Here is a 23,995-nt window from a genome sequence, read left to right as displayed (position 1 = left end):
GGAAAATGGCTTCGTGTTGTTGACGGGGTTTCCGGCCGGGATGTTGCAGTGCAACTGCTACATCCTCGCGGCGCGCGCCGGGTCGGACGCCATCATCGTCGACCCGGGCCAGCGGGCCATGGGCCGCATCCGCGAAATCCTGGATGAAAATCGGCTCACCCCGGCGGCGGTGCTGCTCACCCATGGCCACGTCGACCACATCTGGTCGGCGCAGAAGGTGGCGGACACCTACGGCTGCCCGGTGTACATCCACCCCGAGGACCGGTTCATGCTGACCGATCCGATCAAGGGGTTCGGTCCGCGGCTGGCCCAGCTGGCGTTCGGGGTGCTGTTCTCCGAGCCCAAGCAGGTTGTCGAACTGGACCGCGACGGTGACAAGCTCGACCTGGGCGGCATCACCGTCACCGTGGACCACACGCCGGGCCACACCCGGGGGTCGGTGGTGTTCCGCGTCAGCGATGGGCCGGCCGACCTGGCATTCACCGGCGACACCTTGTTCAAGCAGTCGGTGGGCCGCACCGATCTCCCGGGCGGCAGCGGCCGGGACCTGCTGGACTCGATCGTGACAAAACTGTTGGTGCTCGACGACGACACCGTGGTACTACCTGGGCACGGCCCGCAGACCACGATCGGCGCCGAACGCCGTACCAACCCATTCCTCGAAGGCTTATCAAGTTGAGCGATTTTCAGGCGCCCAAGGGCGTCCCGGATTACCTGCCCCCGGACTCGGCCGAATTCGTCGCGGTGCGCGATGGTCTGCTGAACGTCGCGCGGCTGGCCGGGTACGGCCACATCGAGTTGCCGGTGTTCGAGGACACCGCGCTGTTCGCCCGCGGTGTGGGGGAGTCCACCGATGTGGTGTCCAAGGAGATGTACACCTTCGCCGACCGCGGTGACCGCTCCGTCACGCTGCGCCCGGAGGGTACCGCCGGCGTCATGCGGGCCGTCATCGAACACGGCCTCGACCGCGGCGCGCTGCCCGCCAAGCTGCGGTACTCCGGACCGTTCTTCCGCTACGAGCGGCCGCAGGCCGGCCGCTACCGCCAGCTGCAGCAGGTGGGTGTGGAGGCCATCGGCATCGACGACCCCGCGCTGGACGCCGAGGTGATCGCGGTGGCCGACGCCGGTTTCCGCTCGCTGGGCCTCGACGGGTTCCGCCTGGAGATCACCTCACTGGGTGACGACACCTGTCGCCCGCAGTACCGGAAGTTGTTGCAGGACTTCCTGTTCAAGCTGGACCTCGACGAGGACACCCGACGCCGCGCCGAGATCAACCCGCTGCGCGTGCTCGACGACAAGCGGCCACACGTCAAGGAGATGACGGCCGACGCCCCGGTGATGCTGGATCACCTGTCGGAGGCCGCCAAGGAACACTTCGACACCGTGCTGGCACACCTGGACGCCCTCGGCGTGCCGTACGTCATCAACCCACGCATGGTCCGCGGCCTCGACTACTACACCAAGACCACGTTCGAGTTCGTGCACGACGGCCTCGGCGCGCAGTCCGGCATCGGCGGCGGTGGCCGGTACGACGGCCTGATGAAGCAGCTGGGCGGGCAGGACCTGTCGGGCATCGGCTTCGGTCTGGGCGTCGACCGCACGGTGCTGGCGCTCAAGGCCGAGGGCAAGACGGTGGCGTCGCCTGCGGCGGTCGATGTGTACGCCGTGCCGCTGGGCGCGCCGGCCAAGCTGGAACTGGCGAAGATCGTTGCGGCCCTGCGTGGTTCGGGTGTGCGTACCGACATGTGCTACGGCGACCGCGGCCTCAAGGGCGCGATGAAGGCCGCCGACCGCTCCGGTGCCAAGGTGGCCCTGGTCGCCGGTGACCGCGACATCGAGGCCGGCACCGTCGGCGTCAAGGATCTGTCGAACGGCGAGCAGGTCGACGTGCCCATCGCAGACGTCGCTGCCGCTGTCGCCGCCCGACTGCAGTAACCACTTCCCGCGGAAACAACACTTCCCGCGAGCGGCCGTGTCTGTACGGCAACACGCCGGATCGTGTGTGCACTTTGGGGTCGCTCGCGGCCGACGAGTGGCCCCACAATGTCATGGGTTGACGGCGTGTCGGGTACAAACACGGCCGCTCGCGGGAGAGGTCTCGCGGGAAGGGGGGCGCGGGAGAGGTGGCGCGGGAGAGCGCTCAGTGGGTCATGCGGCGGAGCATGCCGTCGCGGAGGGTCAGGGTGTGGAGCAGGATGGCGCTGACGTGCGCGGCGATGGCGGCCACCAGCAGGTAGGCCACCACCGAATGTGCCTGCCGCAGAATGCCGTACAGGTCGGCGTCGAAGGGGACGAGGCCGGGCAGCGTCAATCCGAAGGCCCGTACCGGGGTGTCCGACGCCGACACCATGGCCCAGCCGACCAGCGGCTGCACCAGCAGCATGGCGTACATCGCCAGCTCGGACCCGGCAATCAGTCTGCCTTCCAGCGGTCCCACCGTGTCGGGCCACTTCGGCGGCTTGTGGGTGAATCTGTTTGCCGCCCGGACGATCACGATGACCAGGATGCTGATGCCCAGTGTCATGTGGACGGCGACCAGGGCTGCGTGGGAGCCGATCTGGTTGGTCATCGTGAAGCCGATCAGCAGCGCGGCGAAGACCGCCACCGCGGTCAGCCAGTGCAGCACGCGGGTGCGGATGGGGAAGCGGCCGGTCATGGCTTGACCTCCTGAACCTGAACGGCCGGAGCGGTTTTCGGCTCGATGGTCCGGGCCCGGTACGACCCGGCGTACACGGCCGACCGGGCGCTGAGCAGCGGATCATCGGAGGGTTCGATGCCGTCGGGCAGGACCAGGGGATCGAAGTTGATGTCGCGGGCATTGCCGGCGGCATCGGTCTGGGCTTCGGTGAGGGTCAGGACGCCGGCGTCGATGACCTGCCGGTCGGCCGGCCACGGCAGCGTCGGATCGGTCGGGTCACCGTCACGGCCGACGGTCAGTCGCAGATTCCACTGCAGCGGAGCCTTTTTCAACTGCAGGACCAACGCGTCGAACAACGCGTTGGGGTCGTCGGACTTCGGCGGTAGCGCGGCCTGCTGAGGAACGAACGACCAGCGGACCGGCGTACGGACACCGGCATGGTTCACCAGATAGAACTTGTGCAGACCCGAGAAGGTGCTGTCGGCGAAACCCGGTGTGGGCGGGCTTTTCTTGACCAAAGCCGTCGCCGCCGCGGTCTCGGGGTGCCGGCTGAGGAAGTCGGCCATGGCCTTCGGGTCGGGCTTGCCGTCGGCGACCGGTTTGGACGCCAGCAGCCGGTCATAGAAGCCCTGCGGTGAGTTGTCGAGGAACACCGGGAGGTTCAGCATCGCGGTCCGCCACTGACCGGCACCAGGGAAGCCGATGGCCAGGCCGAGCCCGCGGGCCGCGCCGGGGGTGTCGGCGACCGTCGGGTTGCCGCCGGCCAGGGAGAACCGGCCCGCGACGGGCGTTTCACCCGGGCCGAAGACCACGGCGCGGGACAGGGCCGCCGCGTTGCCGTTGCTCATGAAATGGCCGACGACCGAGAGCCCTTTGGCGTGGTTCTTCCGGAATCCGGGGTGATCGCCGAAGACTTTCCGGAAGCCGTCCAGGAACGTCTGGCGGGTCAGCGTGCCCGCGCGGCTGGTGTATGCGACCAGTCCGAGGTCCACGGCGAGGAACGCCCCGACGGCGCCGAGGCCAACCAGGACCGAACGCCGGGTCAGGGGAGTACCGCGCCAGGATGGGCCGTCCATGACCACCACAGGTACCACAAACTGCTGTGGCAACATCTGCGAACGTGCGGGTACTGGTGCAGCGGGTGACGTCGGCGCGGGTGACGGTCGACGGGCAGACGGTCGGTGCGATCGCCCCGAATCCTCAGGGCCTGGTCGCGCTCGTCGGTCTCACCCACACCGACGACGCCGCGGTGGTGCGCAAGATGGCCGACAAACTGTGGCGGCTGCGCATCCTCGACGGCGAGCTGAGCGCCGCCGATGCCGGTGCCCCGATTCTCGTGATCAGTCAGTTCACCCTCTACGCCGACACCGCCAAGGGCCGCCGGCCGTCGTGGAACGCCGCGGCGCCCGGGCCGGTCGCCGAGCCGCTCGTCGACGAGTTCGCGGCGGCGCTGCGGGCGCTGGGCGCAGAGGTCGCCACCGGGCGGTTCGGCGCCCATATGCAGGTCGAACTGGTCAACGACGGGCCCGTGACGGTGCTGTTGGAGCTGCAGGCGGGGTGATACGTCTGATGCAGGGTGTAACGGTCCGGTACGGTCAGTCGATATGACCGGCATGCGTAAAGCGACAGTCAAGTTGTCAGTGGTGTGTGGCGCGGCAGCAGTGGCGGCCGCTGGGCTGATGGCGCCGGTGGCGTCTGCCGCCCCGGCCGGCCACGAGGTCCGGTACACGCTGTCGGTGGGCGGCCCGGCCACCTTCGACCTGCTCTACCTGGTCAATCAGCCGGCGAACAAGGCCGCGTACAACGCCGACGCCTACGCCTACCTCAAGCGCGAGACGGTCACCGTCGGTCCCGACGCCCCGTGGGTGTTCACCACGACGCTCGCCGACCCGCAGTGGGCGATCTTCACCGTCAGCAGCACCACGCACGGTGGCCAGGCCGCTCCGGACTCGACGTGCGACATCGCGGTCGACGGGCAGTCGGCAGCGCACCAGACCGCGCCGTACAACGTGCAGTGCCAGCTCGGTCAGTGGTAGTTCGCTAGCGGCGGCTCGCCCGCCGGTTGGCCTTCTCGATCGCGTCGACCAGCTCGCCTTTGTTCATGGTCGACCGGCCCCGGATGTCGAGCCGGCGCGCGACGTCCATGAGATGTTTCTTGGTGGCCTGGGTATCGACGCCCTCGGCGGTCTTGCCGCGGGCGTTGGGCCCGCCGCTGCGCGCCCGCTCATCCGACGGGCCCTTGTGGTCCTTCTTCTCCCAGTGGTCGCCGACCTTCTCGTAGCTGTGCTTGAGCGCTGAGTACGCGACCCGGTGGGCACGTTCACCTTCGCCGTATTCCTCGGCGGCCGAGTCGTGCGCTTTCGCGAACGTACGTTGTGCCTTGGGACTCGACTTCTGCAGCGTGCTGGGCAGCTCACTCTTCTTGGCTTGCCCCTTCTTGGTGGTCTTCGGCATGACACTCCTCCTCACGGTGTGAAAACATCTGGCGGGCAGATCAATTGGTGTCCGAATCGTCGTCGACGACCGGGAAGAACGAGGCGTCTTCCTCGGCTTGAGGTGTGACCGGGCCGCCGACCACATCCGGCTCTTCTGCGGCCAGCTTGTCGTCGAGGGACTCACCCTCTTCCGCTTCTTCCTCGAGCAGACCGAATTGATCTGCCCCATGCCAGCCTTCGGGTGGCTCGACGGTCTGATCGCCGTCGCGGTTGTGCAACTCGTCGGAGTCCGTCGACTCGCTCGGGGTGAGCATGTGGTCGTCGTCCGGCTCGGAGTGGGGATCGCCCGGTACAGACATCAGGCCGGCACCGCCTCGGTCGCCCGGTTCCACGTCCGGTGCCGCCGGATCGTGTCGATGAACGCCTCGATGAACAGCTCGTCGAGCGCGCCGCCGTGCGATGTCGTCGTGACAACGCCTCTGTCCGTGTGGGTTTCGGTCAGACCGGCGGATTCGGGATTGATCCCCGCGGCGCGTAGTAAACCGATGCCCGCACCGAACGCGGCGACCGGCTTCAGGTGTTTGTAGGCCTCGCCGACGAAATGGATCGCCGAACCGTCCTGTGCGAGTAGCTGAACGGAGTCCAGCGCCCCCGGGACCAATACCGCGTCGTAGACCGACGACGAGGTGGTGTTGAGGCCGAGGTCGACGGCGAGTTCCTGGCCGGTGTCGGTGGTGATGGTGCCGCCACCGATGAGGCCGACGACGTCGACGGTGGCGCCCAACTCCCTGAGGGCGGCCGCGGTCCGTTCGGTGCCCCGCAGGTCCACGCCGTCGGCGGCCAGGACGGCGATTCGGCGGCTGACGATGGAATCGGTCGCGGTGTTCAGCTGCGACAACGCCGGCGACGACACCACGCGATCGGGAACGGCGACCTCATCCGGCGCCAGTGCTCCGAGCTTGGCGGCGACCCGCTCGGCGAGTTCGTGGTCGATCATGTTGAGCTGTGCGATGACTCGTGGCCGGATGCCGGTCTCGGGGCCGACCTTGCCGAGTTCGAACGCGAACGCGGCGACAATGTGGTCCTGCTCTGCGGTCGACATGCTGAGCCAGAACATTCGGGGCTGGCTGTAGTAATCCTTGAAACTCTCTGCGCGGCTGCGGATCTTGTGACCGTCGACGCGTTCGGTGTAGTGCCGGAAGGCATCCTCGTCCGCCAGTGCGGGACAGCCACCGCCGAGGTTGTTCTTGAGGTAACTCGTGGTCCCCTGGGGGATGGTGTGCTGACCGGAGCCGTCGCGCTGATTGTTGGTGACCGCCGCGATGGGCCGGTTTACCGGCAGGTGCGCGAAATTCGGCCCACCCAACCGGATCAGCTGGGTGTCGAGGTAGGAGAAGTTGCGGAACTGCAGCAGGGGATCGTTGGTGAAATCGATGCCCGGGACCAGATTGGCGGTGTGGAACGCGACCTGCTCGGTCTCGGCGAAGAAGTTGTCCGGGTTGCGGTCGAGCACCATCCGGCCGACGGGGATCACCGGAACCCGTTCCTCTGGAACAAGTTTGGTCGAGTCGAGCAGATCGAACGGGAACGCGAACTCGTCGGATTCGGGGATCAGCTGGACACCGAGCTCCCACTCAGGGAACTGGCCGGCCTCGATGGCGTCCCACAGGTCACGACGATTGAAGTCCGGGTCCTTACCGGCGATCTGCTGGCATTCCTCCCACAGTAGTGAGTGCACACCGAGTTTCGGCTTCCAATGGAACTTCACGAACACGCCCTCGCCGGCGGCGTTCACCAGCCGGAAGGTGTGCACGCCGAAACCCTCCATCATCCGGTAGCTGCGCGGCAGGGCCCGGTCGGACATCAGCCACATGATCGCGTGCAGCGTCTCCGGCTGCAGCGACACGAAGTCCCACAGCGTGTTGTGGGCCGACGCCGCTTGCGGAATCTCGTTGTGCGGCTCCGGCTTCACCGCGTGGACGAAGTCGGGGAACTTGATGCCGTCCTGGATGAAGAAGACAGGAAAGTTGTTGCCGACGAGGTCGTAGTTGCCCTGTTCGGTATAGAACTTGGTGGCGAAGCCGCGTACGTCGCGCACGGTATCGGCGGAGCCGCGGGACCCCGCGACGGTGGAGAAGCGGACGAACACCGGCGTGCGCAGGCCCGGTGTGGTCAGGAATTTCGCCGTGGTGAAGTCGGTCAGCGAATCGTCGTAGGGCTCGAAGTATCCATACGCGCCCGCGCCGCGCGCGTGCACGACCCGCTCGGGGATGCGTTCGTGGTCGAAGTGCGTGATCTTCTCCCGTGCATGGAAGTCCTCCAGCAGGGTGGGACCGCGCTCACCTGCGGTGAGGGCGTCGTCGGTGTGCGGAACCCGGACGCCCTGTTGCGTGGTCAGGAAACCCGCGTTGTTGTCGACCCGCGCGGCTTCGAGCTGCTCGTTCTTCGCATTCGATGTTTCGTCCACCGTGTCTGGTTACCCGTCGCGATCGGCAACAAACGCGGCGGTTGGTACTCCTGGTTCACAGCGACGCGGCCGGTGGGTACTCCCGGTGTTCGTTCGGCGCGGGGGCGACCTGCTGGACGAAGTCGCCGAGGTAACGAATTGCCCGCCGCCCCTCGGGCAGGACGGCGGCGGCGAGCGGGAAATCGTGAATCTGCCCGTCCCACATATGAAGTTCGCACTGTGCCCCGGCCGCGGTCAGCCGCTCGTACATCAGTTCCGCGTCGGGCCGGAGAAACTCGTCGCTGCTGACGTGGATCGACACCGGCGGCATCCGGTGCAGGTCGGCGTCGACAGGCGAGGCGATGGGCTGCCCGGCCGGGTTCTTCTCACCGTGCGCGGCGACGTAGCGCATGAACGATGTCATCGCGCGCGCCGTGAACATCGCGCAGCGGTCTTTGCCGCCGGGGGCTTTGTCGTGCGGATTCAGCGTTGTCAGTGGCGAGATGGCCACCACGCCGGCGGTGGGCGGGTTACCGTGCCGAAGCAGGTCGGCGGCGGTCTGCAGGGCCAGGTAGCCGCCCGCGGAATCTCCGGCAACCACGATGTCGGACCAGTGGTACCCGCGGCGCAGCAGCCAGCGCAGCCCGTCGACGGCGTCGGACAGCGCTGCCGACAGTCCGTGCTCGGGCAGCATGCGGTATCCGACGTTGAGCACGTCGGCATCTGCACTGCGGGACAGCTGGGCGGCAAAGGACCGGTGCGTGTTGAGACCACAGGTGAGGAACGCGCCGCCGTGCAGATAGAGAATGGCGCGCCGGGCCGACGCGCCGGTGCCGATCAATTCGGCCCGACAGGACGGCAAGCGGACGCGCCGAACGGTCGCCGACCTGGGCAGCGGGGCCAGCGCGGCGATCTGATCGATGGCGCTGAAGGGCCAGTGCAGATTCGGTTGCAGTGACCACATCCGCACCGCGTTCTTCACGAATACCCGGCACATGGCGCCGATTGCGTGAGATTGCGGGCTGCGGCGGTGGTGATGCCGTACGCCCTGGCCATGCCGGGTATTTCGCATTGTGATCAACTCCTGCGCACTCGATACCCGTGCCAGATTTGGTCAAACGTTGTGCCGGAGCAGGTTTCCGATGGGCATGGACCAGGTATGTCGGTAGTGCCGGATTGTTCAACGGAATCAAGCATGTTTGGAGGAATGGCGTATGACCACGCATATCGATACCGGCTCCGACACCGGCGTCTTCACCGGAACCGCGGACAAGGACTACAACCTGATCTGGTTCGTGGAGAACTGCCTGAGCAACGCGCTCCGCATGGAACGCTACTGCGCCGACGCTGAGCGCCAGGGCGATACCGAACTCATCGATCTGTTCAAGCGGGCGCAGCACGAAAGCCGCAAGGGCGCCGAGCAGGGCAAGGCGCTGCTCGCCAAGCGCGTGGTGTGACGGACTTCGATCGCACCTGAGTACAACACAAGGAGGAAATGCATTGGGAGAGAACAAGAGTGGTCCTGAAGAGGGCATCAAGGGCACCGTCGAGGGTGTCAAGGGCAAGCTGAAGGAAGCCGCAGGTAGCGTTGTCGGCCGGGACGACATGGTCCGTGAGGGGCAGGCCCAGCAGGACAAGGCGGACGCCGAACGTGATGCGGCCAAGCACGAGGCGCAGGCCGAGTCGGCCCGCTCCGGGGCGGAGGCCGCCGAGAAGCGACAGCAGCAGAACCAGTAGAGCCAGAACGGCCCGGCTTCCTTGAACTGTGGGGAGGCCGGGCCGCTTCTTGCGCGAAAACTATTGTGCGCGAGCGGTATCGTTGGGTCCGCTGTTCTGCATCGCCAATGGCACCAGCACCCAGAACGTGCAGAATCCGGCCAGGCCGATGCCGCCGGCGATCCAGCCCGCCACCTGGCCCGCGACGGTACCGAAGATCAGCTCGGTCACCCCGGTCAGTGCCATGCCGAGCAGGAGCAGGCCATAGAAGGCGCACCGGTGCGCCGCGGCAACGATCAGCGACATGCGTCGTTGCCGAAAGAGTATGCGGTGCATGCCAACTGGCGCTATCAGCAGAATCGCCGACGCAACGGAGAAGGCCACGGTCGCCAGGTAGACGGTCTGGCTCTGGTCATCCAGTGTGGTGAACCGTTGTTGGAACGGCAGGGTCATCAGAAATCCGGTGAGCAGTTGCACTCCGGTCTGGGCGACGCGGAGTTCCTGCAACAGACTCGACCAATTGCGGTCCAGTCGCTCCATTTCGGTCTCGTGACGGGCCATCCGGTCCCATCGCTGGTCGGATGGTCCCTCGTCAACGTGCTCGCCCGTCATCAGACACATCGCTCTTGCGTCGAACTTTTTCGCGGTCGACGACAGTGATGCGGTCGTCGGGCCCCGAACCGTAGAAACTGAAGATGTCCTTGTGGGGCAAGGATTCCACCTGGATTTCGCGGACGGTGAGCCAGCGGCCTCCCGCCGGGTCCTCGATGACGTCACCCTCCGTGACGTCGGCGGGGCGGACGGTTTCGGTCGTGGTGTCGGTGGTCACCGGAACCCCTTTCCCGTCAGGGGGTTTCGAAACTGAACGTGAGGACGGCGAATCCGGCGATCAACAGCGCCCAGGCGACGAGCGGCACCACGATGCCGCGTCGGGTCTTCGCGGTCACGAACGACAGCGCGACGGCCAGCACCGCGACAACAGGCGCACCGTACTCGATCAGCCCGAACACGAACGGGCTCGGACCCAGCTTGGCGCAGGTGCGTTCGGAGCAGCCCGCGGTCGCGAGGACCTGGGCGTACTGATACAAGATGATGGCAAGAGCACCCGGCACGGTGAGGCCGGCCAGCACCCAATTGATGACGGTGCGGCGCCGGTGTCCGTCTCCCTGTGCGTCTGCATCGTGTTGCGCGATCGCCCCGGTCTGGACCTCAGACATCGACACCTCCCGGTGATAGCGGGTTTCATTCGTACTGTCCTGTGGTGGGCGTACCCGGGCGGTCGAACCGCGAAACGCCTGTTTCGTCCGGTATCGCGGGGGTACGTCGCCCGTATGACGACGACTGTTGGGGATTACCTGCTCGAGCGGCTCAGGCAATGGCATGTCCGCCACGTCTTCGCCTATCCGGGCGACGGCATCAACGGGATCGTGGCCGCGTTCGGGCGTAGTGACGATGAGCCGCAATTCATTCAGACCCGCCACGAAGAAATGGCTGCGTTCGGAGCCACCGGGTACGCCAAATTCGGCGGTGGCGTCGGTGTCTGTATGGCGACGTCGGGTCCCGGGGCCATCCACCTGCTGAACGGGCTGTACGACGCGAAGCTCGACCACGTTCCGGTGGTGGCGATCGTCGGGCAGACGGCGCGCAGCGCGATGGGCGGTAGTTATCAGCAGGAGGTCGATCTGCACAGTCTCTACAAGGATGTCGCGAGCGACTACCTGGTCGAGGTCAACGTCGCCAACCAACTGCCCAACGCGCTCGACCGCGCGATCCGCACCGCTCTGGCCCGGCGGGCGCCGACGGCCCTGGTGATCCCGTCTGATCTGCAGGAGCAGCCGTGCGAACCTCCGCAACACGAGTTCAAGCAGGTGCCGTCGAGCGATGCGCGGTATGTGCCACCCGCGGTGCATCCGCAGGACGAACAGGTCCGCAAGGCTGCCGAGGTACTCAATGCCGGTGAGCGCGTGGCGATTCTGGTCGGCCAGGGTGCCCGCGGTGCCGCCGGCCAGGTACGCGAACTCGCCGACAAGACGGGGGCCGGTGTCGCCAAGGCGCTGTTGGGTAAGGACGTGCTGTCCGACGATCTGCCGTATGTCACCGGTTCGATCGGGCTGCTCGGCTCGCGACCCAGCTACGAGATGATGCGCGACTGCGACACCCTGCTGATCGTCGGATCGAACTTTCCGTACAGCCAGTTTCTGCCGAAGTTCGGCCAGGCCCGGGCGATTCAGATCGACATCGACGGGGCGGCGATCGGCATGCGTTACCCGACGGAGGTCAACATCGTCGCCGATGCGAGTGCCGCGCTCGGTGCACTACTGCCACTGGTGGAGCCGAAAACCGACCGGAAGTGGCGAGATACCCTCGAGCACAACGTCTCTCGCTGGTGGGACATCGTCGAGCGCCAATGCATGCTGTCGGCCCGGCCGGTGAACCCGATGCGGGTCGCGTGGGAGCTTTCGCTGCGGATACCGTCGAACGCCATCGTGACGGCCGATTCCGGTTCGTCCACCAATTGGTACGCGCGTTGCCTCAAGTTCCGCGGTGAGATGCGCGGTTCGCTGTCGGGCACCCTCGCCACCATGGGACCCGCGGTGCCGTACGCGATCGGTGCGAAGTTCGTGCATCCGGACCGCCCGATTGTGGCGCTCGTCGGAGACGGTGCGATGCAGATGAACGGGATGGCCGAGCTGTTGACCATCAAGCGCTACATGGCGCAGTGGTCCGACCCGCGGCTGGTGGTGTGTGTCTTCCACAATGGCGACCTGAATCAGGTCACCTGGGAGCTGCGGGCAATGGGCGGGGCGCCCAAATTCCTGCCGTCACAAACGCTACCGGACGTCTCGTATGCCGAGATCGCCTGTGCCGTGGGACTGGAAGGCATCACCGTCGACAACCCCGATCGGCTCGGCGAGGCCTGGGACCGGGCGCTGGGTGCCGACCGCCCCGTCGTATTGGACGTCAGGTGCGATCCCGAAGTGCCGCCGATTCCTCCGCATGCCACCTACGAACAGATCAAAGACATGACCGCCGCGGTTCTCAAGGGTGACCCCAACGGCTGGCACCTGGTCTATCAGGGCATGAAAACCAAGGCGCAGGAGTTCATCACCCGTTCTGGTGGTGGCGCCGGGTAGCCGCGTGTAGTGTGAGAAACACAACGCTGTTGCACAGCGTGACCGCTTAGCCAAAAGCGGCATCAGTCGAGGGACTACAACTCGGCGCGTGAATCCGGTCCAGAGCGGGGCCTCAATTCTCAGGATTCGCCGAGTGTGGTCGGGTTCGACTACGGCAAATTGCCGTTCCGTCTGTAAGGCGGAAAACAGCATGTCGCATTCTCGTAATTGTCAATGATGTCAATCGTTGGTGTCGTGCGTGCTGTAACACCCTGGAAGGGGTGCTGCATGTCAGTTTCTCTGTTGGAAAACGATTCTCGTGAAGTGAGCGAGCCGCTCGAGGACGACTCGAGCCAGGACGAATACGCGGATGTGGTCACAATGGTCGCGCTGCTCCGTCAATTACCGCCGAACTCCGACGCCTACGCCCGTCAACTCGAACGCATCGTGCTGCGGTGCTGCCCGCTGGCGGACCGGGTGGCGCGCCACTTCGACCGCCGCGGCGAGAATCTCGAAGACCTGATCCAGGTGGCCCGGGTGGGTTTGCTACAGGCAGTCAACCGGTTCGACCCCGAGCGGGGGTCACGGTTCGTGGCATTCGCCCTGCCCACGATGATGGGGGAGTTGCGCCGATACTTCCGTGACTATGGCTGGAAGGTCCACGTACCCAGGCGAATTCGTGATCGTCAGCACGATATTGCTTGTGCCACCGCATATTTGACGAACGACCTGAGGCGGGCGCCGAGTATCGAGGAGCTCGCCGAAGAGTTGGAGATCGACCGCGACCAGGTCGTCGAGAGCATCGTGGCGGCCAAGGCGTACCAGCCCCAGTCGCTGGACGTGAACGTCAGCGACGACGACGCACGAACGCAGGCTCTCGGTGACTCGCTCGGTGAGATGGATGCCGGCTTCGACCGGGTGACCGATCGCGAATCGGTACGGTCACTGCTGGCAGCGCTGCCGCGCCGCGAGCAGAAGGTGCTCTATCTCCGGTACTTCGGTGCCATGACGCAGCGGCAGATCGCGGACTCGATCGGCGTTTCGCAGATGCATGTGTCACGGATATTGGACCGGACCTTGCGGGACCTGCGAGCTCAAGTGGGTTGCGCCTGATCGGCGGCGCCCTTTCGGCCATCGGCGGCGGACCGGGTCTGCCGCCGATGACTGGTGTCGCACCACGGATAGGTCTTGCTGCGCTGGCAGCAGCAGATGGCGACCATGAATCGGTCGGAGCAGACCCGGGTCCCGTCGTCGAGTTCGACTTCGACCGGACCCTGGATCAACATCGGGCCACGCGGCACGATTCGCACGGTTCTGCGGGTGGGGCTCATCGTTTCACCGCCCTGATGACGGCCAGTTCTTCGGTGCGCCGTCCGGGGGTCAAACGACCGGTGTCCTCCAACCAGCGGGCGCGCGCGGTCATCACGGGCCCGAATGCGATGGTGCGGCGCGCCACCACATCGGCCTGAAGCCCGCCGTCCCGCAAGGCGGTGACGCTCCTCGCGACGTCGGCGAACTCGGACTGGACGATCAGTGCCGTGCCGCCGCGCCGCAGCAGCCCGGGCGCCGCGGCGCAGAGCGGATCGAGGATGAGCCGGCCATCGGGACCGGCGTTGAAGGATGCGGGAGGGCCACCGGCGCCGACGATCACCGGTTCGCGGCTCGCCGGCTCCGGTACGTACGGCGGGTTGCACAACACCAGATCGAACGGCTCGAGTTCCACTGCCGCAGACCAGGAGCCGAGCCGCGCATCGATCGGAACACCGACGAGTCGGGCATTGGCACGCGCCGCCGCGATGGCGGCGTGCGAGGTATCGAAGGCGACCACGGTGTCCGCTCCGGCATCGGAAGCAGCAATCGCTGCCACCCCACTGCCGGTACACAGGTCCGCGACGCGCATGCCCGCCGGGTGGCAGCGGTGGCGCATGACCTCGATCAACAGCCGCGAATCATGTTGCGGCAGATAAACGTTTGCGCACTCAGGCGAGATTTCGGAGCTCAGCATCGGGCTTCCTCTCTGGATCAACCTCTCCGATATAACCGCGAAGTGGCTTCGGCAAACGCCTCGAATCGGTAACGCCGCACGAGGTGGACGGTTTTGATGTCGCCGGGAACGGGTAACAAGGCTCAATGCCGGGTCACGGTGACAGCCAACGGGCGGTGATCCGAGAGTTCCACCTGTGGGGTGGTGTGTCGGAGCGCCGTCAGCTGCCGGTCGTCGGTCAGAAGGTGGTCGAGCTGCTGGGTCGGTGCCTCGGCCGGGAATGTGTCGGCACACGCCAGCGGCCGCATACCCGACCAGCGCGCTGCAGGGCCCGCTGCCATGTTCAAATCGCCGGCAATGACGTGTGGCCCCGGCAGGGCGCGGACGGTACGTGCCAACTGCCGCAGTTGATGCCGGTTCCAGCCGGGCACGAACGACAAATGCGTGCTGGCGATCGTCATGGCGCCCAACGGCGTATCGAGCCGTGCCAGCACGGCGGCGCGTGGCTCCTCGTGCACGATCAGCACTTTCCCGGGTACCGACAGATACATCGGAAAGCGTGTCGGTATGCGGGGCAGCCGCAGCACCTGCCAGCTGCTCGCCGGATAACGCGAGAGCAGGGAGATGCCGTACGCCGCCGACGCCGGCTGTTCCTCGCCGGTAGCCGCGATCCAGGTGGCGCCGGGCGTTCCGGTGATGGCGGCGACGAAACGGTGCGACACCGCGTTCATCACCTCGGCGGCGATCGCCGTCAGATCCGCTCGGCCGGAACGCGATTGGTCGAAGTCCACTTCCTGCAGCGCCAGAATGTCCGGGTCGAGGAGGCTGATACTGCGGCGCAGTCTGTCGAGATGTACGCCGTCGCCGACGGTGCGGCCGTGCAGGATGTTGAAGGTCGCGAGGCGCATCGAAGTCATGATGACTCGATACCCACGAACGCCGGCTTTGATTGCTCGGTCCATCATGTGTCCTGAACGCACCCCACTGCGCAATGCACTGCGCGCCGCGGCGAGCGCCTTCAAGGCGAACGCCCAGAGTTTCGCCCTTGCCGGCAGCTACGCCCTGTGGGTGTACGGCGCTCCGGAACCCGACCACGACGTCGACTTCGTCGTTCCCGAGCCGGACACCGAGTCAGCGGCGAAAATATTGGGGCAGAACGGGTTCGACATCGAACGAACGCCCGAAGATTGGCTCTTCAAAGCGTACTTCGACGGCGTGCTCGTCGATGTCTTACACCGGATCAACGGTGTTCCGGTGGACTCGGTCCTGCTCGCCGGGGCCGTGGTGCGCGACGTGCTGGCCATCTCGATGCCGGTCCTGACCCCAGATGCGGTGATAACCCAGAAGCTGCTGACGCTCAATGAACATCACTGCGACTTCGCGCCACTGCTCCCGGCGGTGCGGGCCGTTCGCGAGCAGCTCGACTGGCCACGAATTCGAGAGCTGGCGGCCGAAAACGACTTCGCCATGGCTTTTCTCGAGCTGGCGGCACGTCTCCGTCTGGACCGGTGACGGGGTCTTTTTCTTGCGCGTTAGTTTGCCATCACGCGCCCATGGGTACTTCTTCCGATGAGACCACAGGGGTCTGTGTAGGAGGAGCCATGTTGCGAGGAAGCGTGGGCGTCATCGTGGTGGTCTGGCTGCTGATCGGTGTACTGGCCGCCTGGCAGCGCGACTATTTCCGCGGCGGCGACACCAGCTGCGGTTCGGCAGGGCGTATCGCGCTGACCGTGATAGCCGGGCCGTTGAACTACGCCGGGGTCAATCCGAAGGTCGTCGATTGCCGACTGCCTCAACCAAGTGCGATGCGGTAAGCCGCATCCGAGATAAGGAAACGATCATCATGATTGCTTTGGGAGTGGTCCTGCTCATCCTGGGCTTCGTCTTCAACGTGTATCTGCTGTGGACCCTGGGCATCGTGCTCGTCGTGGTGGGCGCGATCTTCTGGCTCCTCGGGGCCGCCGGTCATGCGGTCGCCGGACGCCGATACTGGTATTGACGCGACGCGAGGGGCAAAAGCCCGGGCCTCAGGCCCGGGCTTTTGCCTTCTTTGCGGTGGTGACCGCGGTATCGGCCAATTCCGCAGCGCGTGCGCTGGCCTTCCGGTACGCGGATTCCGCATAGGGGGCAGCGGTGTCGGCCAACTCCGACGCACGTGCGCTGGCTTTCCGGTAGGCGGACTCCGCATACGGTGCGGCTTTCTCGAGGCCGTCCTCCAATTTCTCGAGCGCGACTCCGGCGAGTTCGCGGCCGTGCTCGAATCCGGTTTGGACACCGTGGCCGACCTTCTCACCCAACTCCGGCATCCGGGCCAGGGCGATCTCGGTCCTGGACGGAACCGTCGACGAGAGGGCCTCGGCGGCCCGTTGGGCGGCGCGCCGTCCCCGCCAGCCCAGCGAAGGCTTCCCGGCGGTGTCCGCCGAGGCGAGGATCAGGCCGCCCAGCAGGCTGAGGTCGGCCAGGAAGCCCCGGCGTTTGGCGGCCTTGGCCTCCGGATCGTCCTCGGCCCAGAACATGTGATGGCCGAGATTTGCCGGAATCACCGTCGCCGCGAGTACCGCGGAGGCCACGCGCGGAATGCGTCCGGTGGCCAGCAGCAGCCCGCCCGCGATCTGGGCGGCCGCAGTCGCCTGCGCCACGGCGACGGCGTTGGACGGCACGTTGCGTGCCACGGGATCCGGCATGTCCTTCAGTCCGTCGAGCGCGGGGCGTACGGCCTCGGCACCGGAGTCGGTGTTCAACAGGGTTTCGACGCCCTGTCCGATGAACGCTGTGGCAAGAAGCGGACGGGCGATCCTACGAATGATCATGAAGCAGGGGTTTCCCCCGCGGCTCTGGCCCAAACATCACCCCGGCATCGTCTCGCCGCCGAGGGGCGCCAGTACCTCACCGCTGTAGTACGACGACAACTGGTCGGCGGCGAAGAAGACGTACGACGGCGCGATCTCGTCCGGCTGGGCCGGCCGCTCGAACGGCGCGTGGTCGCCGAACGACTCGACCTTCTCCTGCGGCATGGTGGCCGGAATGAGCGGCGTCCAGACCGGTCCGGGGGCAACGCAGTTCACCCGGACGCGACGTTTCGCCAGTGACTGGGCCAGCGCGTAGGTGAATGCGATGACGGCGCCCTTGGTGGCCGAATAGTCCATCAGCGACGCATTGCCGCGTAGCCCGTTCACCGACGCCGTGTTGATGATCGCCGCGCCGTCCGGCAGATGAGCCAGCGCGGCTTTGGTCACCTGGAAATAACTGTCGATGTTCACGGCGAACGTCCGCCGCCATTGTTCATCGGTGATGTCGGTGAGATCGTCTGCCGGCGATTGGTAGGCGGCGTTGTTGACGATGATGTCGAGGCCGCCCAGTTCGGCGAGGGTGCGCGCCACCACCTCGCGGCAGTGGGCGGGCTCGCCGAGATCACCGGCGAACAGGGCGCACGTCTGGCCGGCCGCACCCACCACGGTCGCGGTGTGGGTCGCGTCGTCGTGCTCTTCGAGGTAGGCGATGGCGATGTCTGCGCCTTCCTTGGCGAACGCCGCCGCCACCGCACGCCCGATGCCGGAGTCGCCGCCGGTGATGAGGGCCCGGCGACCTTTCAGGAGGCCGCGGCCGACGTACCGGCGCATCTCGTCATGCGGCTGCTCTGCCATGTCGGCGGTATGCCCGGGATAGGGGATCGGTGTGTCCATCAGGCATCGCGCCCGAAATCGTCCTCGTCGGCGTCTATTTCGACGTCCGCGGTCTGCTCCAACCAGTCATGCGGGGCGGCCTCCGTCGGCGGGTTGTCGCGGCCGCTGACCGCGGCCTCGTCGTCGAGGACCTGTTCGTGAACGTCGCGTGACTGCTCGGCGGCGTCTGCGTCGGGGACCGCGTCCGGGAACTGTTCTGGTGTCATGACACTGCGGATACCCGTCCCGCGCGCTGGAAAAACTCTACGGATCAGGTGGCGCACGGTGCACGAGATCGATTGCAGCGCAAGGGTGATCGGCAGATTCAGCTCGTCGGTGGCGTCCGCGGCGCACCGGGGTGCGTCTGGAGATAGTCGAGTTCGCGGCGGCGGATGCGGCGGTGCCGTGCGAACAGCCACGCGCCGCCACCCACGGCCAGCACGGCCGCGATCGCCAAGGTCACGCCACCGGTACCCGCTTGCCCGCTGGCGAAGAAGTACAGGCTCACGACCAGGGTCGCCACCGCGAGTCCAACAGCCACCAGACCCGGAGCATTCGTGCCGTCCTTGAAGGATTCGCCGACATGCGGCCGGGTGGTGCGAGCATGGTCGACGGGGTCTTTCATGGAATGCCTCCTGGGGGGATCAGTCCTCGACGTTGTAATGCCCGGTGCGAGGCGGTTTTACACCCGCTGTGCGGTGACTCACCTCATCCCAGAACGGCTGCGCGCCCACGGCATCCAATCCGCTGGGACGGTGCGGGTTTAGCGCCACACGCCTGCGGGTATCGGGGAGGTCTCATGTGCACAGAAGAACTTGTTCAGCCTTTGCTGCCGGACGCCCGCGGTCCCGTGTCCAATGTCGTGATCGGACTGCTGGGCGAGCGGCTGCCCACGCAATACCTGGCGCGGATACAGCTACCGCTGGCGAATGCGGACCCTTTCGGCCTCGACCTGCAGCTGGCGCTGTATGTCTGCTACGAACTGCACTACCGGGGTTTTGCCGACACCGACGAAAAGTGGGAATGGAACCCTGCCCTCCTCGACGTTCGCCATCGCATCGAGGAGCGGTTCCTGGCTGCCGTCCGGGAACTCGTCGGCGACATCGACCCGGACAGCACGGCCCACGCCGAGCTGGCCCGCTGTGACACCGAACCTGTCGATGATTCGAGTCTGTCTGTCTACCTACAAGATCAGGCGACGTGGCCGCAGATGCAGGAGTACTTCGTGCATCGCTCGCTGTACCACCTCAAGGAAGCCGACCCGCAGTCGTGGATCATTCCGCGGTTGACCGGTCGCGCGAAAGCCGCGTTCGTGGCGGTGGAATACGACGAATACGGCGGCCGTGGCGGATACGAAACCATGCACCAGCGGCTGTTCGCCGATCTGCTCGATGCGGCGGGTCTGCGCAGCGACTATCTGCACTACCTCGGCAATGCCACGGGCAGCACCCTGGCCGCGGTGAACCTCATGTCGATGTTCGGTCTGCACCGCCACCTGCGTGGCGCGGCCGTCGGCCACTTCGCCGCAACCGAACTGACCTCGTCGCCGGGATCGCACCGAATCGTGAAGGGGCTCAAGAGACTTGGTGCCCCGCAGCCGTGCGTCGACTTCTACCGCGAGCACGTCGAGGCCGACGCGGTTCATGAACAGGTGGTCCGCAGGGAGGTCGTGGCAGACCTGCTGTCGCGCGAGCCCGGCCTGGAGCGGGACATCGTTTTCGGTATTCGGGCCTTCGACGCGATCGAGGGACGGCTCGCCGATCACATGCTGTCCAGCTGGGCGGCAGGGTGCCCGTCGCTGCAGCACTGGCCCGTTTGACCGCCTGCGCACCGGGTAATCGGTGGGGGACGCGCTCACAGCCCGAGCGCGTCTGACGTTCTCACAGGAGGAAATATGGCTTCACACGCCCTCAAATCCCCGTCTGATGTGATCGATCTCCTCACTGATCAGCACGAGCAGATCAAGGCACTGTTCACCGAGACCCTGGTGCTGGCCGGCGACGAGAGAGCGAGGTCGTTCCGGGATCTGCGCCGGCTCCTCGCGGTGCACGAAACCGCTGAGGAGGAGATCGTGCATCCGCGGGCGAAGCAGAAGCTCCCCGGCGGAGAGAAGGTCGTCGATGCCAGGCTGGAAGAAGAGCACGAGGCGAAAAAGCTTCTGGCCGAGCTGGAGTCACTCGACGTCGACAGCAAGGAGTTCACCGGCAAGCTGACGAAACTCCGCGACGCCGTGCTCGCGCACGCCGAGCATGAGGAGAAGGAAGAGTTCGCCAAACTCGGGACCGAGCTGTCGCAGCAGGAACTCGAACGCATGGGTGAGATCGCCAAACTCGCCGAAGCGGTGGCACCGACCCGGCCGCATCCCGGCGTGGAGTCCGCGGCTGCGAACCTCATCGCCGGGCCGTTCGCCGCGATGCTGGACCGGGTACGGGACGTGATCTCGAGCGTCCGCTGAGTCCAATGATCGAGCTGCTGCAGGAACTGTTGCGTGCGTACGGGCCCTGTGGGCAGGAGGACGCCGTCCGCGAGATCTGCCTGCGGGAGCTGGCACCCGTGGTCGACAGTGCTTGGGTCGACCGGGCGGGCAATGTGGTCGGGCGGGTGTCCTCCTCGGCGCGCGAGGAGGAGCACCCGCCCATCCGCGTCATGGCTCACATGGACGAATTGTCGATGCTCGTGAAGCGGGTGCAGCCGGACGGCAGAGTGCGGCTGACGCCGCTGGGCACGATGTATCCGGCGAACTTCGGCCTCGGGCCGGTGCTGATGCTGGGTGACCGTGAGCATGTATGTGGTGTTCTCACAGTGGGATCCGAACACACCACGCAGGAAAGTCCACAGATCTGGCAGACCAAACCCGACGGCGGTGACCGGGCACTGAACTGGTCGGACGTGTACGTGTTCACGGGCCGCACGCCGGAGCAGTTGACCGCGGCCGGCATCCGCCCGGGCACTCGCGTGTGCGTCCACCGAAGCAAGCGGGAACTGGTCGAGATCGACGATTTCCTGGGGTCGTACTTCATGGATGACAGAGCGCTGCTGGTGGTGCTGCTGTCGGCGGCACGCGAGTTGCGGCAGCGGCCGGAACGACCGCCGCAGGACGTGTACTTCGTGTGCACGGTCAGCGAGGAGGTCGGCGGGCTCGGCGGTTCGTACGCCAGCCGGGCCCTGCCCGGTGAATTGACCCTGGCACTCGAGGTCGGCCCGACCGAAGCCGAGTACGGCACCACCGTCACCGGTGGACCGATCGTCGGCTACAGCGACGCGCAGTGTGTCTACGACAAGGGCGTCGCGGACCGGCTGATGGACGTGGCGACGGCGTTGGGCGCCGATCCACAGCCGGCGGTCCTGGGCGCGTTCGAATCCGATGCGTCGCATGCGAAGTCGAATGGGCACACGGCTGCGGCCGGGCTGCTGTGCCTGCCCACACTGAGCACCCACGGATATGAGGTGGTGCCGCGCGGTGGCATCGAGACACTGTCCGAGGTGCTGGTGGAGTTTCTCGCGGGCGCGCCCCGGGTAAACAGGGCTACATCCGGAAAGGATGCGCCATGACCGCTACCGACAACCCTGATTCTGAGGTGATGCCGTCCGGCGTCTCCGGTAAAGTGCCCTGGTTCGACCGATTCGCCACCAGCACATCCGAAATCGTCTCCCGCGCTTGGTTCTTCCTCGCGTGCGTGCTGCTGGTGGTCGTGTGGGCGCCGACTTTCGCCTTCATGACCATCGACACCTGGCAGCTGGTCATCAACACGATCACGACGATCATCACGTTCCTGCTGGTCGCCCTGCTGCAGAACACCCAGAGGCGTGCCGATGACGCGCTCCAGCACAAACTCAACGCCATCGCCGACGCACTGGCAGATTTGATGCACCACCAAGGCAATGAAAACGACAGCATCCGCGACGACGAGAAACAACTGCGCGAGGCCGTCGGACTCGAAGAGCGCGAAAGCACCGGCTGACGATGAACGGCACCAGACCCGGTGCCCGGTTCATGGACACCATCACCGGTTGGGCCGGTTCGCTGCACGCCAGCGTCGCAGTTTTCGCGGTGGCCGCCGCGGCCCTGCTGGCCGGTTGCCCTGGTGATGCTCTTCGTCATTCAGCAAACCACCAACCGCCAGACCGGCGCGATTCTGCTCAAACTCGACGAACTGATCGTCACCTCAGCGACGGCCCGCGACGAGGTCATCGACGCCGAACGCCGCGACACCGCAGAACAAGAGAAACTGCACGACCGCCTGCACCACTGAGCGTCAACCGCTGCTGACGGTCACCGGCCCACATGCGACTCGGCATGCATCCGTTCGGTCATGTGCGGGTAGTGCAGCTCGAACGCCGGCCGCTCCGAACGGATCCGGGGCAGCTCGGTGAAGTTGTGCCGCGGCGGCGGGCAGCTGGTGGCCCACTCCAGCGAGTTACCGTGCCCCCACGGGTCGTCGACCACGACGGGCTCGCCGTAACGCCAGCTCTTGAACACGTTCCACACGAACGGAAGTACCGACAGCGCCAGGATGAACGACCCGATCGTGGAGACCAGATTGAGCGCGTCGAAGCCGTCGCCGGGCAGGTAATCCGCGTAACGGCGCGGCATGCCCTGGTCGCCCAGCCAATGCTGTACGAGGAAGGTCGTGTGGAAACCGATGAAGGTCAGCCAGAAGTGCAGTTTGCCCAGGCGCTCGTCGAGCAGCCGGCCGCACATCTTGGGGAACCAGAAGTAGATGCCGGCGTAGGTGGCAAAAACGATGGTGCCGAACAGCACGTAATGGAAGTGCGCCACAACGAAATACGAGTCCGTCACATGGAAGTCCAGCGGCGGGCTGGCCAGCAGCACGCCCGAAAGTCCGCCCAACAGGAAGGTGACGAGGAATCCGACCGCGAAGAGCATGGGCGTCTCGAAGGTCAACTGGCCCTTCCACATGGTGCCGATCCAGTTCCAGAATTTGATGCCGGTGGGGACCGCGATCAGGAATGTCATGAACGAGAAGAACGGCAGCAGTACGGCTCCCGTGGCGAACATGTGGTGCGCCCACACGGCGACCGACAGCACCGTGATGGCCCACGTCGCGTAAATCAGTGTGGTGTAACCGAATATCGGCTTTCGGGAGAACACCGGGATGATCTCGGTGACGATGCCGAAGAACGGCAGCGCGACGATGTACACCTCGGGGTGGCCGAAGAACCAGAACAAGTGTTGCCAGAGGATCGCGCCGCCGTTGGCCGCATCGTAGATGTGGGCACCCAGATGACGCTGTGCCAGCAGGCCGAACAGGGCCGCGGTCAGGATCGGGAAGGCGAGGAGAATCAGCACGCCGGTGGCGACGATGTTCCAGGTGAAGATGGGCATGCGGAACATGGTCATCCCCGGACAGCGCATACAGACCACGGTGGTGACCATGTTGACGGCGCCGAGGATGGTGCCGAGGCCCGACACGATCAGGCCCACCGCCCACAGGTCCCCGCCGGACCCCGGTGAGCGCACGGCGTCGGACAGCGGGGTGTACCCCGTCCATCCGAAATCGGCTGCGCCGCCGGGCACGACGAATCCGGCCAGCACCAGCAGCCCGCCGAACAGGAACAGCCAGAACGACAGCGCGTTGAGCCGCGGGAAGGCGACGTCGGGTGCGCCGATCTGCAGGGGCAGCACCAGATTCGCGAAACCGAAGACGACGGGCGTCGCGTACAACAGCAGCATCACGGTGCCGTGCACGGTGAACAGCTGGTTGTACTGTTCGTTGGACAGGAACTGCAGTCCCGGCATCGCGAGTTCGGTGCGCATCAGCAGTGCCATGATTCCGGCGCTGAAGAAGAACGCGAACGATGCCGCCAGGTACATCTGGCCGATCAACTTGTGGTCGGTCGTGCTGACGAGTCCGTACAGCACGGCGCCCAAACTCTTTCGGCGCGCCGGGAACGGCCGCCCGGGTGTCAACGGCACTTCGACAGCGGTCACCCGGGGGCGGTACCCGGGGCGCAGCCGTGCTAAACGGTGTTTGCCCCC

At 65.9% G+C, this 23,995-nt stretch carries 33 protein-coding genes; 16 read left to right on the top strand and 17 right to left on the bottom strand.

Features of this window, described 5'->3' with window-relative positions; genetic code table 11:
- The first annotated feature begins 13 nt into the window (after nucleotides 1–13).
- Together G6N46_RS05455 and hisS are read left to right on the top strand one after the other, a co-directional pair.
- A complete protein-coding gene (locus G6N46_RS05455) occupies nucleotides 14–679 on the top strand; it encodes an MBL fold metallo-hydrolase (RefSeq protein ID WP_138249066.1) in 666 nt (221 codons plus the stop codon).
- Entirely contained in the window at nucleotides 676–1,935 is a 1,260-nt protein-coding gene (hisS, locus tag G6N46_RS05450; protein ID WP_138249067.1) for a histidine--tRNA ligase, read from the top strand. Before G6N46_RS05455 ends, hisS begins: the two co-directional genes overlap by 4 nt.
- Nucleotides 1,936–2,140: 205 nt before the next feature.
- Here the strand turns inward: hisS and G6N46_RS05445 are convergent, their stop codons facing one another.
- Both G6N46_RS05445 and G6N46_RS05440 read right to left on the bottom strand, forming a co-directional pair.
- Nucleotides 2,141–2,656, bottom strand: coding sequence for a cytochrome b (locus G6N46_RS05445; RefSeq protein WP_138249068.1), 516 nt, complete (start codon nucleotides 2,654–2,656; stop codon nucleotides 2,141–2,143).
- On the bottom strand, nucleotides 2,653–3,714 hold the full coding sequence (locus G6N46_RS05440) for a catalase family peroxidase (RefSeq protein WP_163692608.1): 1,062 nt from the start codon (nucleotides 3,712–3,714) through the stop codon (nucleotides 2,653–2,655). The genes G6N46_RS05445 and G6N46_RS05440 overlap by 4 nt, the downstream gene beginning before the upstream one ends.
- Before the next feature lie 44 nt (nucleotides 3,715–3,758).
- On the opposite strand from G6N46_RS05440, the gene dtd reads away from it, so the two are divergent.
- Nucleotides 3,759–4,199: a D-aminoacyl-tRNA deacylase gene (gene dtd, locus G6N46_RS05435; protein WP_133426815.1), complete on the top strand. Its 441-nt coding sequence runs from the start codon at nucleotides 3,759–3,761 to the stop codon at nucleotides 4,197–4,199.
- A 43-nt stretch (nucleotides 4,200–4,242) separates the two neighbouring features.
- Nucleotides 4,243–4,674 (top strand): Rv2576c family protein, encoded by a 432-nt coding sequence (locus G6N46_RS05430; protein WP_020101738.1) that lies wholly within the window; start codon nucleotides 4,243–4,245, stop codon nucleotides 4,672–4,674.
- A gap of 4 nt (nucleotides 4,675–4,678) precedes the next feature.
- Here G6N46_RS05430 and G6N46_RS05425 read toward each other — a convergent pair whose 3' ends face one another.
- From G6N46_RS05425 to G6N46_RS05410, 4 genes are read right to left on the bottom strand one after another with little or no spacing between them, the layout of a single operon-like run.
- Nucleotides 4,679–5,092 carry a ChaB family protein gene (locus G6N46_RS05425; RefSeq protein WP_061000666.1) on the bottom strand — a complete coding sequence of 138 codons (414 nt, stop codon included), beginning with the start codon at nucleotides 5,090–5,092 and terminating at the stop codon, nucleotides 4,679–4,681.
- 40 nt (nucleotides 5,093–5,132) lie between these two features.
- Nucleotides 5,133–5,432 (bottom strand): hypothetical protein, encoded by a 300-nt coding sequence (locus tag G6N46_RS05420; RefSeq protein WP_138249069.1) that lies wholly within the window; start codon nucleotides 5,430–5,432, stop codon nucleotides 5,133–5,135.
- Entirely contained in the window at nucleotides 5,432–7,540 is a 2,109-nt protein-coding gene (locus tag G6N46_RS05415; protein ID WP_138249070.1) for a catalase, read from the bottom strand. The genes G6N46_RS05420 and G6N46_RS05415 overlap by 1 nt, the downstream gene beginning before the upstream one ends.
- A 55-nt stretch (nucleotides 7,541–7,595) precedes the next feature.
- A complete protein-coding gene (locus G6N46_RS05410) occupies nucleotides 7,596–8,516 on the bottom strand; it encodes an alpha/beta hydrolase (protein WP_138249071.1) in 921 nt (306 codons plus the stop codon).
- A 217-nt stretch (nucleotides 8,517–8,733) separates the two neighbouring features.
- Here G6N46_RS05410 and G6N46_RS05405 point away from each other — a divergent pair, with 217 nt between their 5' ends.
- Entirely contained in the window at nucleotides 8,734–8,976 is a 243-nt protein-coding gene (locus tag G6N46_RS05405; protein WP_138249072.1) for a hypothetical protein, read from the top strand.
- A 43-nt stretch (nucleotides 8,977–9,019) separates the two neighbouring features.
- Complete coding sequence (gene mbp1, locus G6N46_RS05400) at nucleotides 9,020–9,256, top strand: microaggregate-binding protein 1 (protein ID WP_138249073.1); 237 nt, start codon at nucleotides 9,020–9,022, stop codon at nucleotides 9,254–9,256.
- 60 nt (nucleotides 9,257–9,316) lie between these two features.
- Here mbp1 and G6N46_RS05395 read toward each other — a convergent pair whose 3' ends face one another.
- Genes G6N46_RS05395 through G6N46_RS05385 form a run of 3 tightly spaced genes read right to left on the bottom strand, consistent with a single transcriptional unit; the run spans nucleotide 9,317 to nucleotide 10,452 of the window.
- Nucleotides 9,317–9,847, bottom strand: a complete 531-nt coding sequence (locus tag G6N46_RS05395; protein WP_138249074.1) for a DUF6328 family protein — start codon at nucleotides 9,845–9,847, stop codon at nucleotides 9,317–9,319.
- Entirely contained in the window at nucleotides 9,828–10,064 is a 237-nt protein-coding gene (locus G6N46_RS05390) for a hypothetical protein (RefSeq protein WP_138249075.1), read from the bottom strand. Before G6N46_RS05390 ends, G6N46_RS05395 begins: the two co-directional genes overlap by 20 nt.
- A gap of 16 nt (nucleotides 10,065–10,080) precedes the next feature.
- On the bottom strand, nucleotides 10,081–10,452 hold the full coding sequence (locus G6N46_RS05385; protein WP_226521837.1) for a hypothetical protein: 372 nt from the start codon (nucleotides 10,450–10,452) through the stop codon (nucleotides 10,081–10,083).
- Nucleotides 10,453–10,566: 114 nt separating this feature from the next.
- Between G6N46_RS05385 and G6N46_RS05380 the strand changes: the two genes are divergently transcribed.
- Complete coding sequence (locus G6N46_RS05380; protein WP_138249077.1) at nucleotides 10,567–12,369, top strand: thiamine pyrophosphate-requiring protein; 1,803 nt, start codon at nucleotides 10,567–10,569, stop codon at nucleotides 12,367–12,369.
- 279 nt (nucleotides 12,370–12,648) lie between these two features.
- Nucleotides 12,649–13,461, top strand: a complete 813-nt coding sequence (locus G6N46_RS05375) for a SigB/SigF/SigG family RNA polymerase sigma factor (RefSeq protein WP_138249214.1) — start codon at nucleotides 12,649–12,651, stop codon at nucleotides 13,459–13,461.
- Here G6N46_RS05375 and G6N46_RS05370 read toward each other — a convergent pair.
- The 3 genes from G6N46_RS05370 to G6N46_RS05360 form a co-directional block, all read right to left on the bottom strand.
- Nucleotides 13,443–13,679, bottom strand: coding sequence for a CDGSH iron-sulfur domain-containing protein (locus G6N46_RS05370; protein ID WP_138249078.1), 237 nt, complete (start codon nucleotides 13,677–13,679; stop codon nucleotides 13,443–13,445). The two genes, G6N46_RS05375 and G6N46_RS05370, sit on opposite strands and share 19 nt — an antisense overlap.
- On the bottom strand, nucleotides 13,676–14,353 hold the full coding sequence (locus tag G6N46_RS05365) for a methyltransferase (protein ID WP_138249079.1): 678 nt from the start codon (nucleotides 14,351–14,353) through the stop codon (nucleotides 13,676–13,678). Before G6N46_RS05365 ends, G6N46_RS05370 begins: the two co-directional genes overlap by 4 nt.
- A 122-nt stretch (nucleotides 14,354–14,475) precedes the next feature.
- A complete protein-coding gene (locus G6N46_RS05360) occupies nucleotides 14,476–15,240 on the bottom strand; it encodes an endonuclease/exonuclease/phosphatase family protein (RefSeq protein ID WP_138249215.1) in 765 nt (254 codons plus the stop codon).
- Nucleotides 15,241–15,295: 55 nt separating this feature from the next.
- Between G6N46_RS05360 and G6N46_RS05355 the strand changes: the two genes are divergently transcribed.
- The 3 genes from G6N46_RS05355 to G6N46_RS28240 all read left to right on the top strand — a co-directional run bounded on the left by G6N46_RS05355 (nucleotide 15,296) and on the right by G6N46_RS28240 (nucleotide 16,331).
- Complete coding sequence (locus G6N46_RS05355; protein ID WP_138249080.1) at nucleotides 15,296–15,844, top strand: nucleotidyltransferase family protein; 549 nt, start codon at nucleotides 15,296–15,298, stop codon at nucleotides 15,842–15,844.
- An 89-nt stretch (nucleotides 15,845–15,933) separates the two neighbouring features.
- The gene (locus G6N46_RS05350) at nucleotides 15,934–16,146 is read left to right on the top strand and encodes a hypothetical protein (RefSeq protein WP_138249081.1); all 213 of its coding nucleotides are present in this window, start codon (nucleotides 15,934–15,936) and stop codon (nucleotides 16,144–16,146) included.
- Between the two features lie 29 nt (nucleotides 16,147–16,175).
- Nucleotides 16,176–16,331 carry a DUF6131 family protein gene (locus G6N46_RS28240; RefSeq protein ID WP_167526394.1) on the top strand — a complete coding sequence of 52 codons (156 nt, stop codon included), beginning with the start codon at nucleotides 16,176–16,178 and terminating at the stop codon, nucleotides 16,329–16,331.
- Nucleotides 16,332–16,359: 28 nt separating this feature from the next.
- On the opposite strand, the gene G6N46_RS05345 is transcribed toward G6N46_RS28240, so the two are convergent.
- The 4 genes from G6N46_RS05345 to G6N46_RS05330 all read right to left on the bottom strand — a co-directional run bounded on the left by G6N46_RS05345 (nucleotide 16,360) and on the right by G6N46_RS05330 (nucleotide 18,619).
- Nucleotides 16,360–17,142: a DoxX family membrane protein gene (locus G6N46_RS05345; RefSeq protein ID WP_138249082.1), complete on the bottom strand. Its 783-nt coding sequence runs from the start codon at nucleotides 17,140–17,142 to the stop codon at nucleotides 16,360–16,362.
- 36 nt (nucleotides 17,143–17,178) lie between these two features.
- Complete coding sequence (locus G6N46_RS05340) at nucleotides 17,179–18,015, bottom strand: SDR family oxidoreductase (RefSeq protein ID WP_138249083.1); 837 nt, start codon at nucleotides 18,013–18,015, stop codon at nucleotides 17,179–17,181.
- Entirely contained in the window at nucleotides 18,015–18,221 is a 207-nt protein-coding gene (locus G6N46_RS05335) for an Rv3202a family protein (protein ID WP_138249084.1), read from the bottom strand. The genes G6N46_RS05340 and G6N46_RS05335 overlap by 1 nt, the downstream gene beginning before the upstream one ends.
- A gap of 98 nt (nucleotides 18,222–18,319) precedes the next feature.
- Nucleotides 18,320–18,619 (bottom strand): hypothetical protein, encoded by a 300-nt coding sequence (locus G6N46_RS05330; protein WP_138249085.1) that lies wholly within the window; start codon nucleotides 18,617–18,619, stop codon nucleotides 18,320–18,322.
- 174 nt (nucleotides 18,620–18,793) lie between these two features.
- Between G6N46_RS05330 and G6N46_RS05325 the strand changes: the two genes are divergently transcribed.
- The 5 genes from G6N46_RS05325 to G6N46_RS05305 all read left to right on the top strand — a co-directional run bounded on the left by G6N46_RS05325 (nucleotide 18,794) and on the right by G6N46_RS05305 (nucleotide 22,247).
- Nucleotides 18,794–19,813 carry an iron-containing redox enzyme family protein gene (locus tag G6N46_RS05325; protein WP_138249086.1) on the top strand — a complete coding sequence of 340 codons (1,020 nt, stop codon included), beginning with the start codon at nucleotides 18,794–18,796 and terminating at the stop codon, nucleotides 19,811–19,813.
- Between the two features lie 75 nt (nucleotides 19,814–19,888).
- Nucleotides 19,889–20,449: a hemerythrin domain-containing protein gene (locus G6N46_RS05320; protein WP_138249087.1), complete on the top strand. Its 561-nt coding sequence runs from the start codon at nucleotides 19,889–19,891 to the stop codon at nucleotides 20,447–20,449.
- Between the two features lie 5 nt (nucleotides 20,450–20,454).
- The gene (locus G6N46_RS05315) at nucleotides 20,455–21,546 is read left to right on the top strand and encodes a M42 family metallopeptidase (RefSeq protein ID WP_138249088.1); all 1,092 of its coding nucleotides are present in this window, start codon (nucleotides 20,455–20,457) and stop codon (nucleotides 21,544–21,546) included.
- Entirely contained in the window at nucleotides 21,543–21,956 is a 414-nt protein-coding gene (locus G6N46_RS05310; protein ID WP_138249089.1) for a low affinity iron permease family protein, read from the top strand. The genes G6N46_RS05315 and G6N46_RS05310 overlap by 4 nt, the downstream gene beginning before the upstream one ends.
- A gap of 126 nt (nucleotides 21,957–22,082) precedes the next feature.
- Nucleotides 22,083–22,247, top strand: coding sequence for a low affinity iron permease family protein (locus G6N46_RS05305; protein ID WP_138249216.1), 165 nt, complete (start codon nucleotides 22,083–22,085; stop codon nucleotides 22,245–22,247).
- Nucleotides 22,248–22,267: 20 nt separating this feature from the next.
- Here G6N46_RS05305 and ctaD read toward each other — a convergent pair whose 3' ends face one another.
- Nucleotides 22,268–23,947 carry an aa3-type cytochrome oxidase subunit I gene (gene ctaD, locus G6N46_RS05300; RefSeq protein WP_167526393.1) on the bottom strand — a complete coding sequence of 560 codons (1,680 nt, stop codon included), beginning with the start codon at nucleotides 23,945–23,947 and terminating at the stop codon, nucleotides 22,268–22,270.
- Nucleotides 23,948–23,995: the final 48 nt, after the last annotated feature.

Source organism: Mycolicibacterium phocaicum, assembly GCF_010731115.1.
Lineage (GTDB): Bacteria > Actinomycetota > Actinomycetes > Mycobacteriales > Mycobacteriaceae > Mycobacterium > Mycobacterium phocaicum.
Note: the sequence above shows the minus strand (reverse complement) of the source record. Positions and strands in the feature narration are given on the sequence as shown.

What these genes read in the sequence shown, in the direction of transcription:
- G6N46_RS05330 (WP_138249085.1), bottom strand. Translation starts at nt 18,619, where the DNA reads ATGAAAGACCCCGTCGACCATGCTCGCACCACCCGGCCGCATGTCGGC.
- G6N46_RS05395 (WP_138249074.1), bottom strand. Translation starts at nt 9,847, where the DNA reads ATGACGGGCGAGCACGTTGACGAGGGACCATCCGACCAGCGATGGGAC.
- G6N46_RS05410 (WP_138249071.1), bottom strand. Translation starts at nt 8,516, where the DNA reads ATGTGCCGGGTATTCGTGAAGAACGCGGTGCGGATGTGGTCACTGCAA.
- G6N46_RS05340 (WP_138249083.1), bottom strand. Translation starts at nt 18,015, where the DNA reads ATGGACACACCGATCCCCTATCCCGGGCATACCGCCGACATGGCAGAG.
- G6N46_RS05345 (WP_138249082.1), bottom strand. Translation starts at nt 17,142, where the DNA reads ATGATCATTCGTAGGATCGCCCGTCCGCTTCTTGCCACAGCGTTCATC.
- G6N46_RS05355 (WP_138249080.1), top strand. Translation starts at nt 15,296, where the DNA reads ATGTGTCCTGAACGCACCCCACTGCGCAATGCACTGCGCGCCGCGGCG.
- G6N46_RS05440 (WP_163692608.1), bottom strand. Translation starts at nt 3,714, where the DNA reads ATGGACGGCCCATCCTGGCGCGGTACTCCCCTGACCCGGCGTTCGGTC.
- G6N46_RS05315 (WP_138249088.1), top strand. Translation starts at nt 20,455, where the DNA reads ATGATCGAGCTGCTGCAGGAACTGTTGCGTGCGTACGGGCCCTGTGGG.
- G6N46_RS05325 (WP_138249086.1), top strand. Translation starts at nt 18,794, where the DNA reads ATGTGCACAGAAGAACTTGTTCAGCCTTTGCTGCCGGACGCCCGCGGT.
- G6N46_RS28240 (WP_167526394.1), top strand. Translation starts at nt 16,176, where the DNA reads ATGATTGCTTTGGGAGTGGTCCTGCTCATCCTGGGCTTCGTCTTCAAC.
- G6N46_RS05370 (WP_138249078.1), bottom strand. Translation starts at nt 13,679, where the DNA reads ATGAGCCCCACCCGCAGAACCGTGCGAATCGTGCCGCGTGGCCCGATG.
- G6N46_RS05405 (WP_138249072.1), top strand. Translation starts at nt 8,734, where the DNA reads ATGACCACGCATATCGATACCGGCTCCGACACCGGCGTCTTCACCGGA.
- G6N46_RS05305 (WP_138249216.1), top strand. Translation starts at nt 22,083, where the DNA reads ATGCTCTTCGTCATTCAGCAAACCACCAACCGCCAGACCGGCGCGATT.
- G6N46_RS05320 (WP_138249087.1), top strand. Translation starts at nt 19,889, where the DNA reads ATGGCTTCACACGCCCTCAAATCCCCGTCTGATGTGATCGATCTCCTC.
- G6N46_RS05380 (WP_138249077.1), top strand. Translation starts at nt 10,567, where the DNA reads ATGACGACGACTGTTGGGGATTACCTGCTCGAGCGGCTCAGGCAATGG.
- G6N46_RS05430 (WP_020101738.1), top strand. Translation starts at nt 4,243, where the DNA reads ATGACCGGCATGCGTAAAGCGACAGTCAAGTTGTCAGTGGTGTGTGGC.
- G6N46_RS05385 (WP_226521837.1), bottom strand. Translation starts at nt 10,452, where the DNA reads ATGTCTGAGGTCCAGACCGGGGCGATCGCGCAACACGATGCAGACGCA.
- G6N46_RS05365 (WP_138249079.1), bottom strand. Translation starts at nt 14,353, where the DNA reads ATGCTGAGCTCCGAAATCTCGCCTGAGTGCGCAAACGTTTATCTGCCG.
- G6N46_RS05425 (WP_061000666.1), bottom strand. Translation starts at nt 5,092, where the DNA reads ATGCCGAAGACCACCAAGAAGGGGCAAGCCAAGAAGAGTGAGCTGCCC.
- G6N46_RS05350 (WP_138249081.1), top strand. Translation starts at nt 15,934, where the DNA reads ATGTTGCGAGGAAGCGTGGGCGTCATCGTGGTGGTCTGGCTGCTGATC.
- G6N46_RS05335 (WP_138249084.1), bottom strand. Translation starts at nt 18,221, where the DNA reads ATGACACCAGAACAGTTCCCGGACGCGGTCCCCGACGCAGACGCCGCC.
- G6N46_RS05445 (WP_138249068.1), bottom strand. Translation starts at nt 2,656, where the DNA reads ATGACCGGCCGCTTCCCCATCCGCACCCGCGTGCTGCACTGGCTGACC.
- G6N46_RS05420 (WP_138249069.1), bottom strand. Translation starts at nt 5,432, where the DNA reads ATGTCTGTACCGGGCGATCCCCACTCCGAGCCGGACGACGACCACATG.
- G6N46_RS05360 (WP_138249215.1), bottom strand. Translation starts at nt 15,240, where the DNA reads ATGCGCCTCGCGACCTTCAACATCCTGCACGGCCGCACCGTCGGCGAC.
- G6N46_RS05310 (WP_138249089.1), top strand. Translation starts at nt 21,543, where the DNA reads ATGACCGCTACCGACAACCCTGATTCTGAGGTGATGCCGTCCGGCGTC.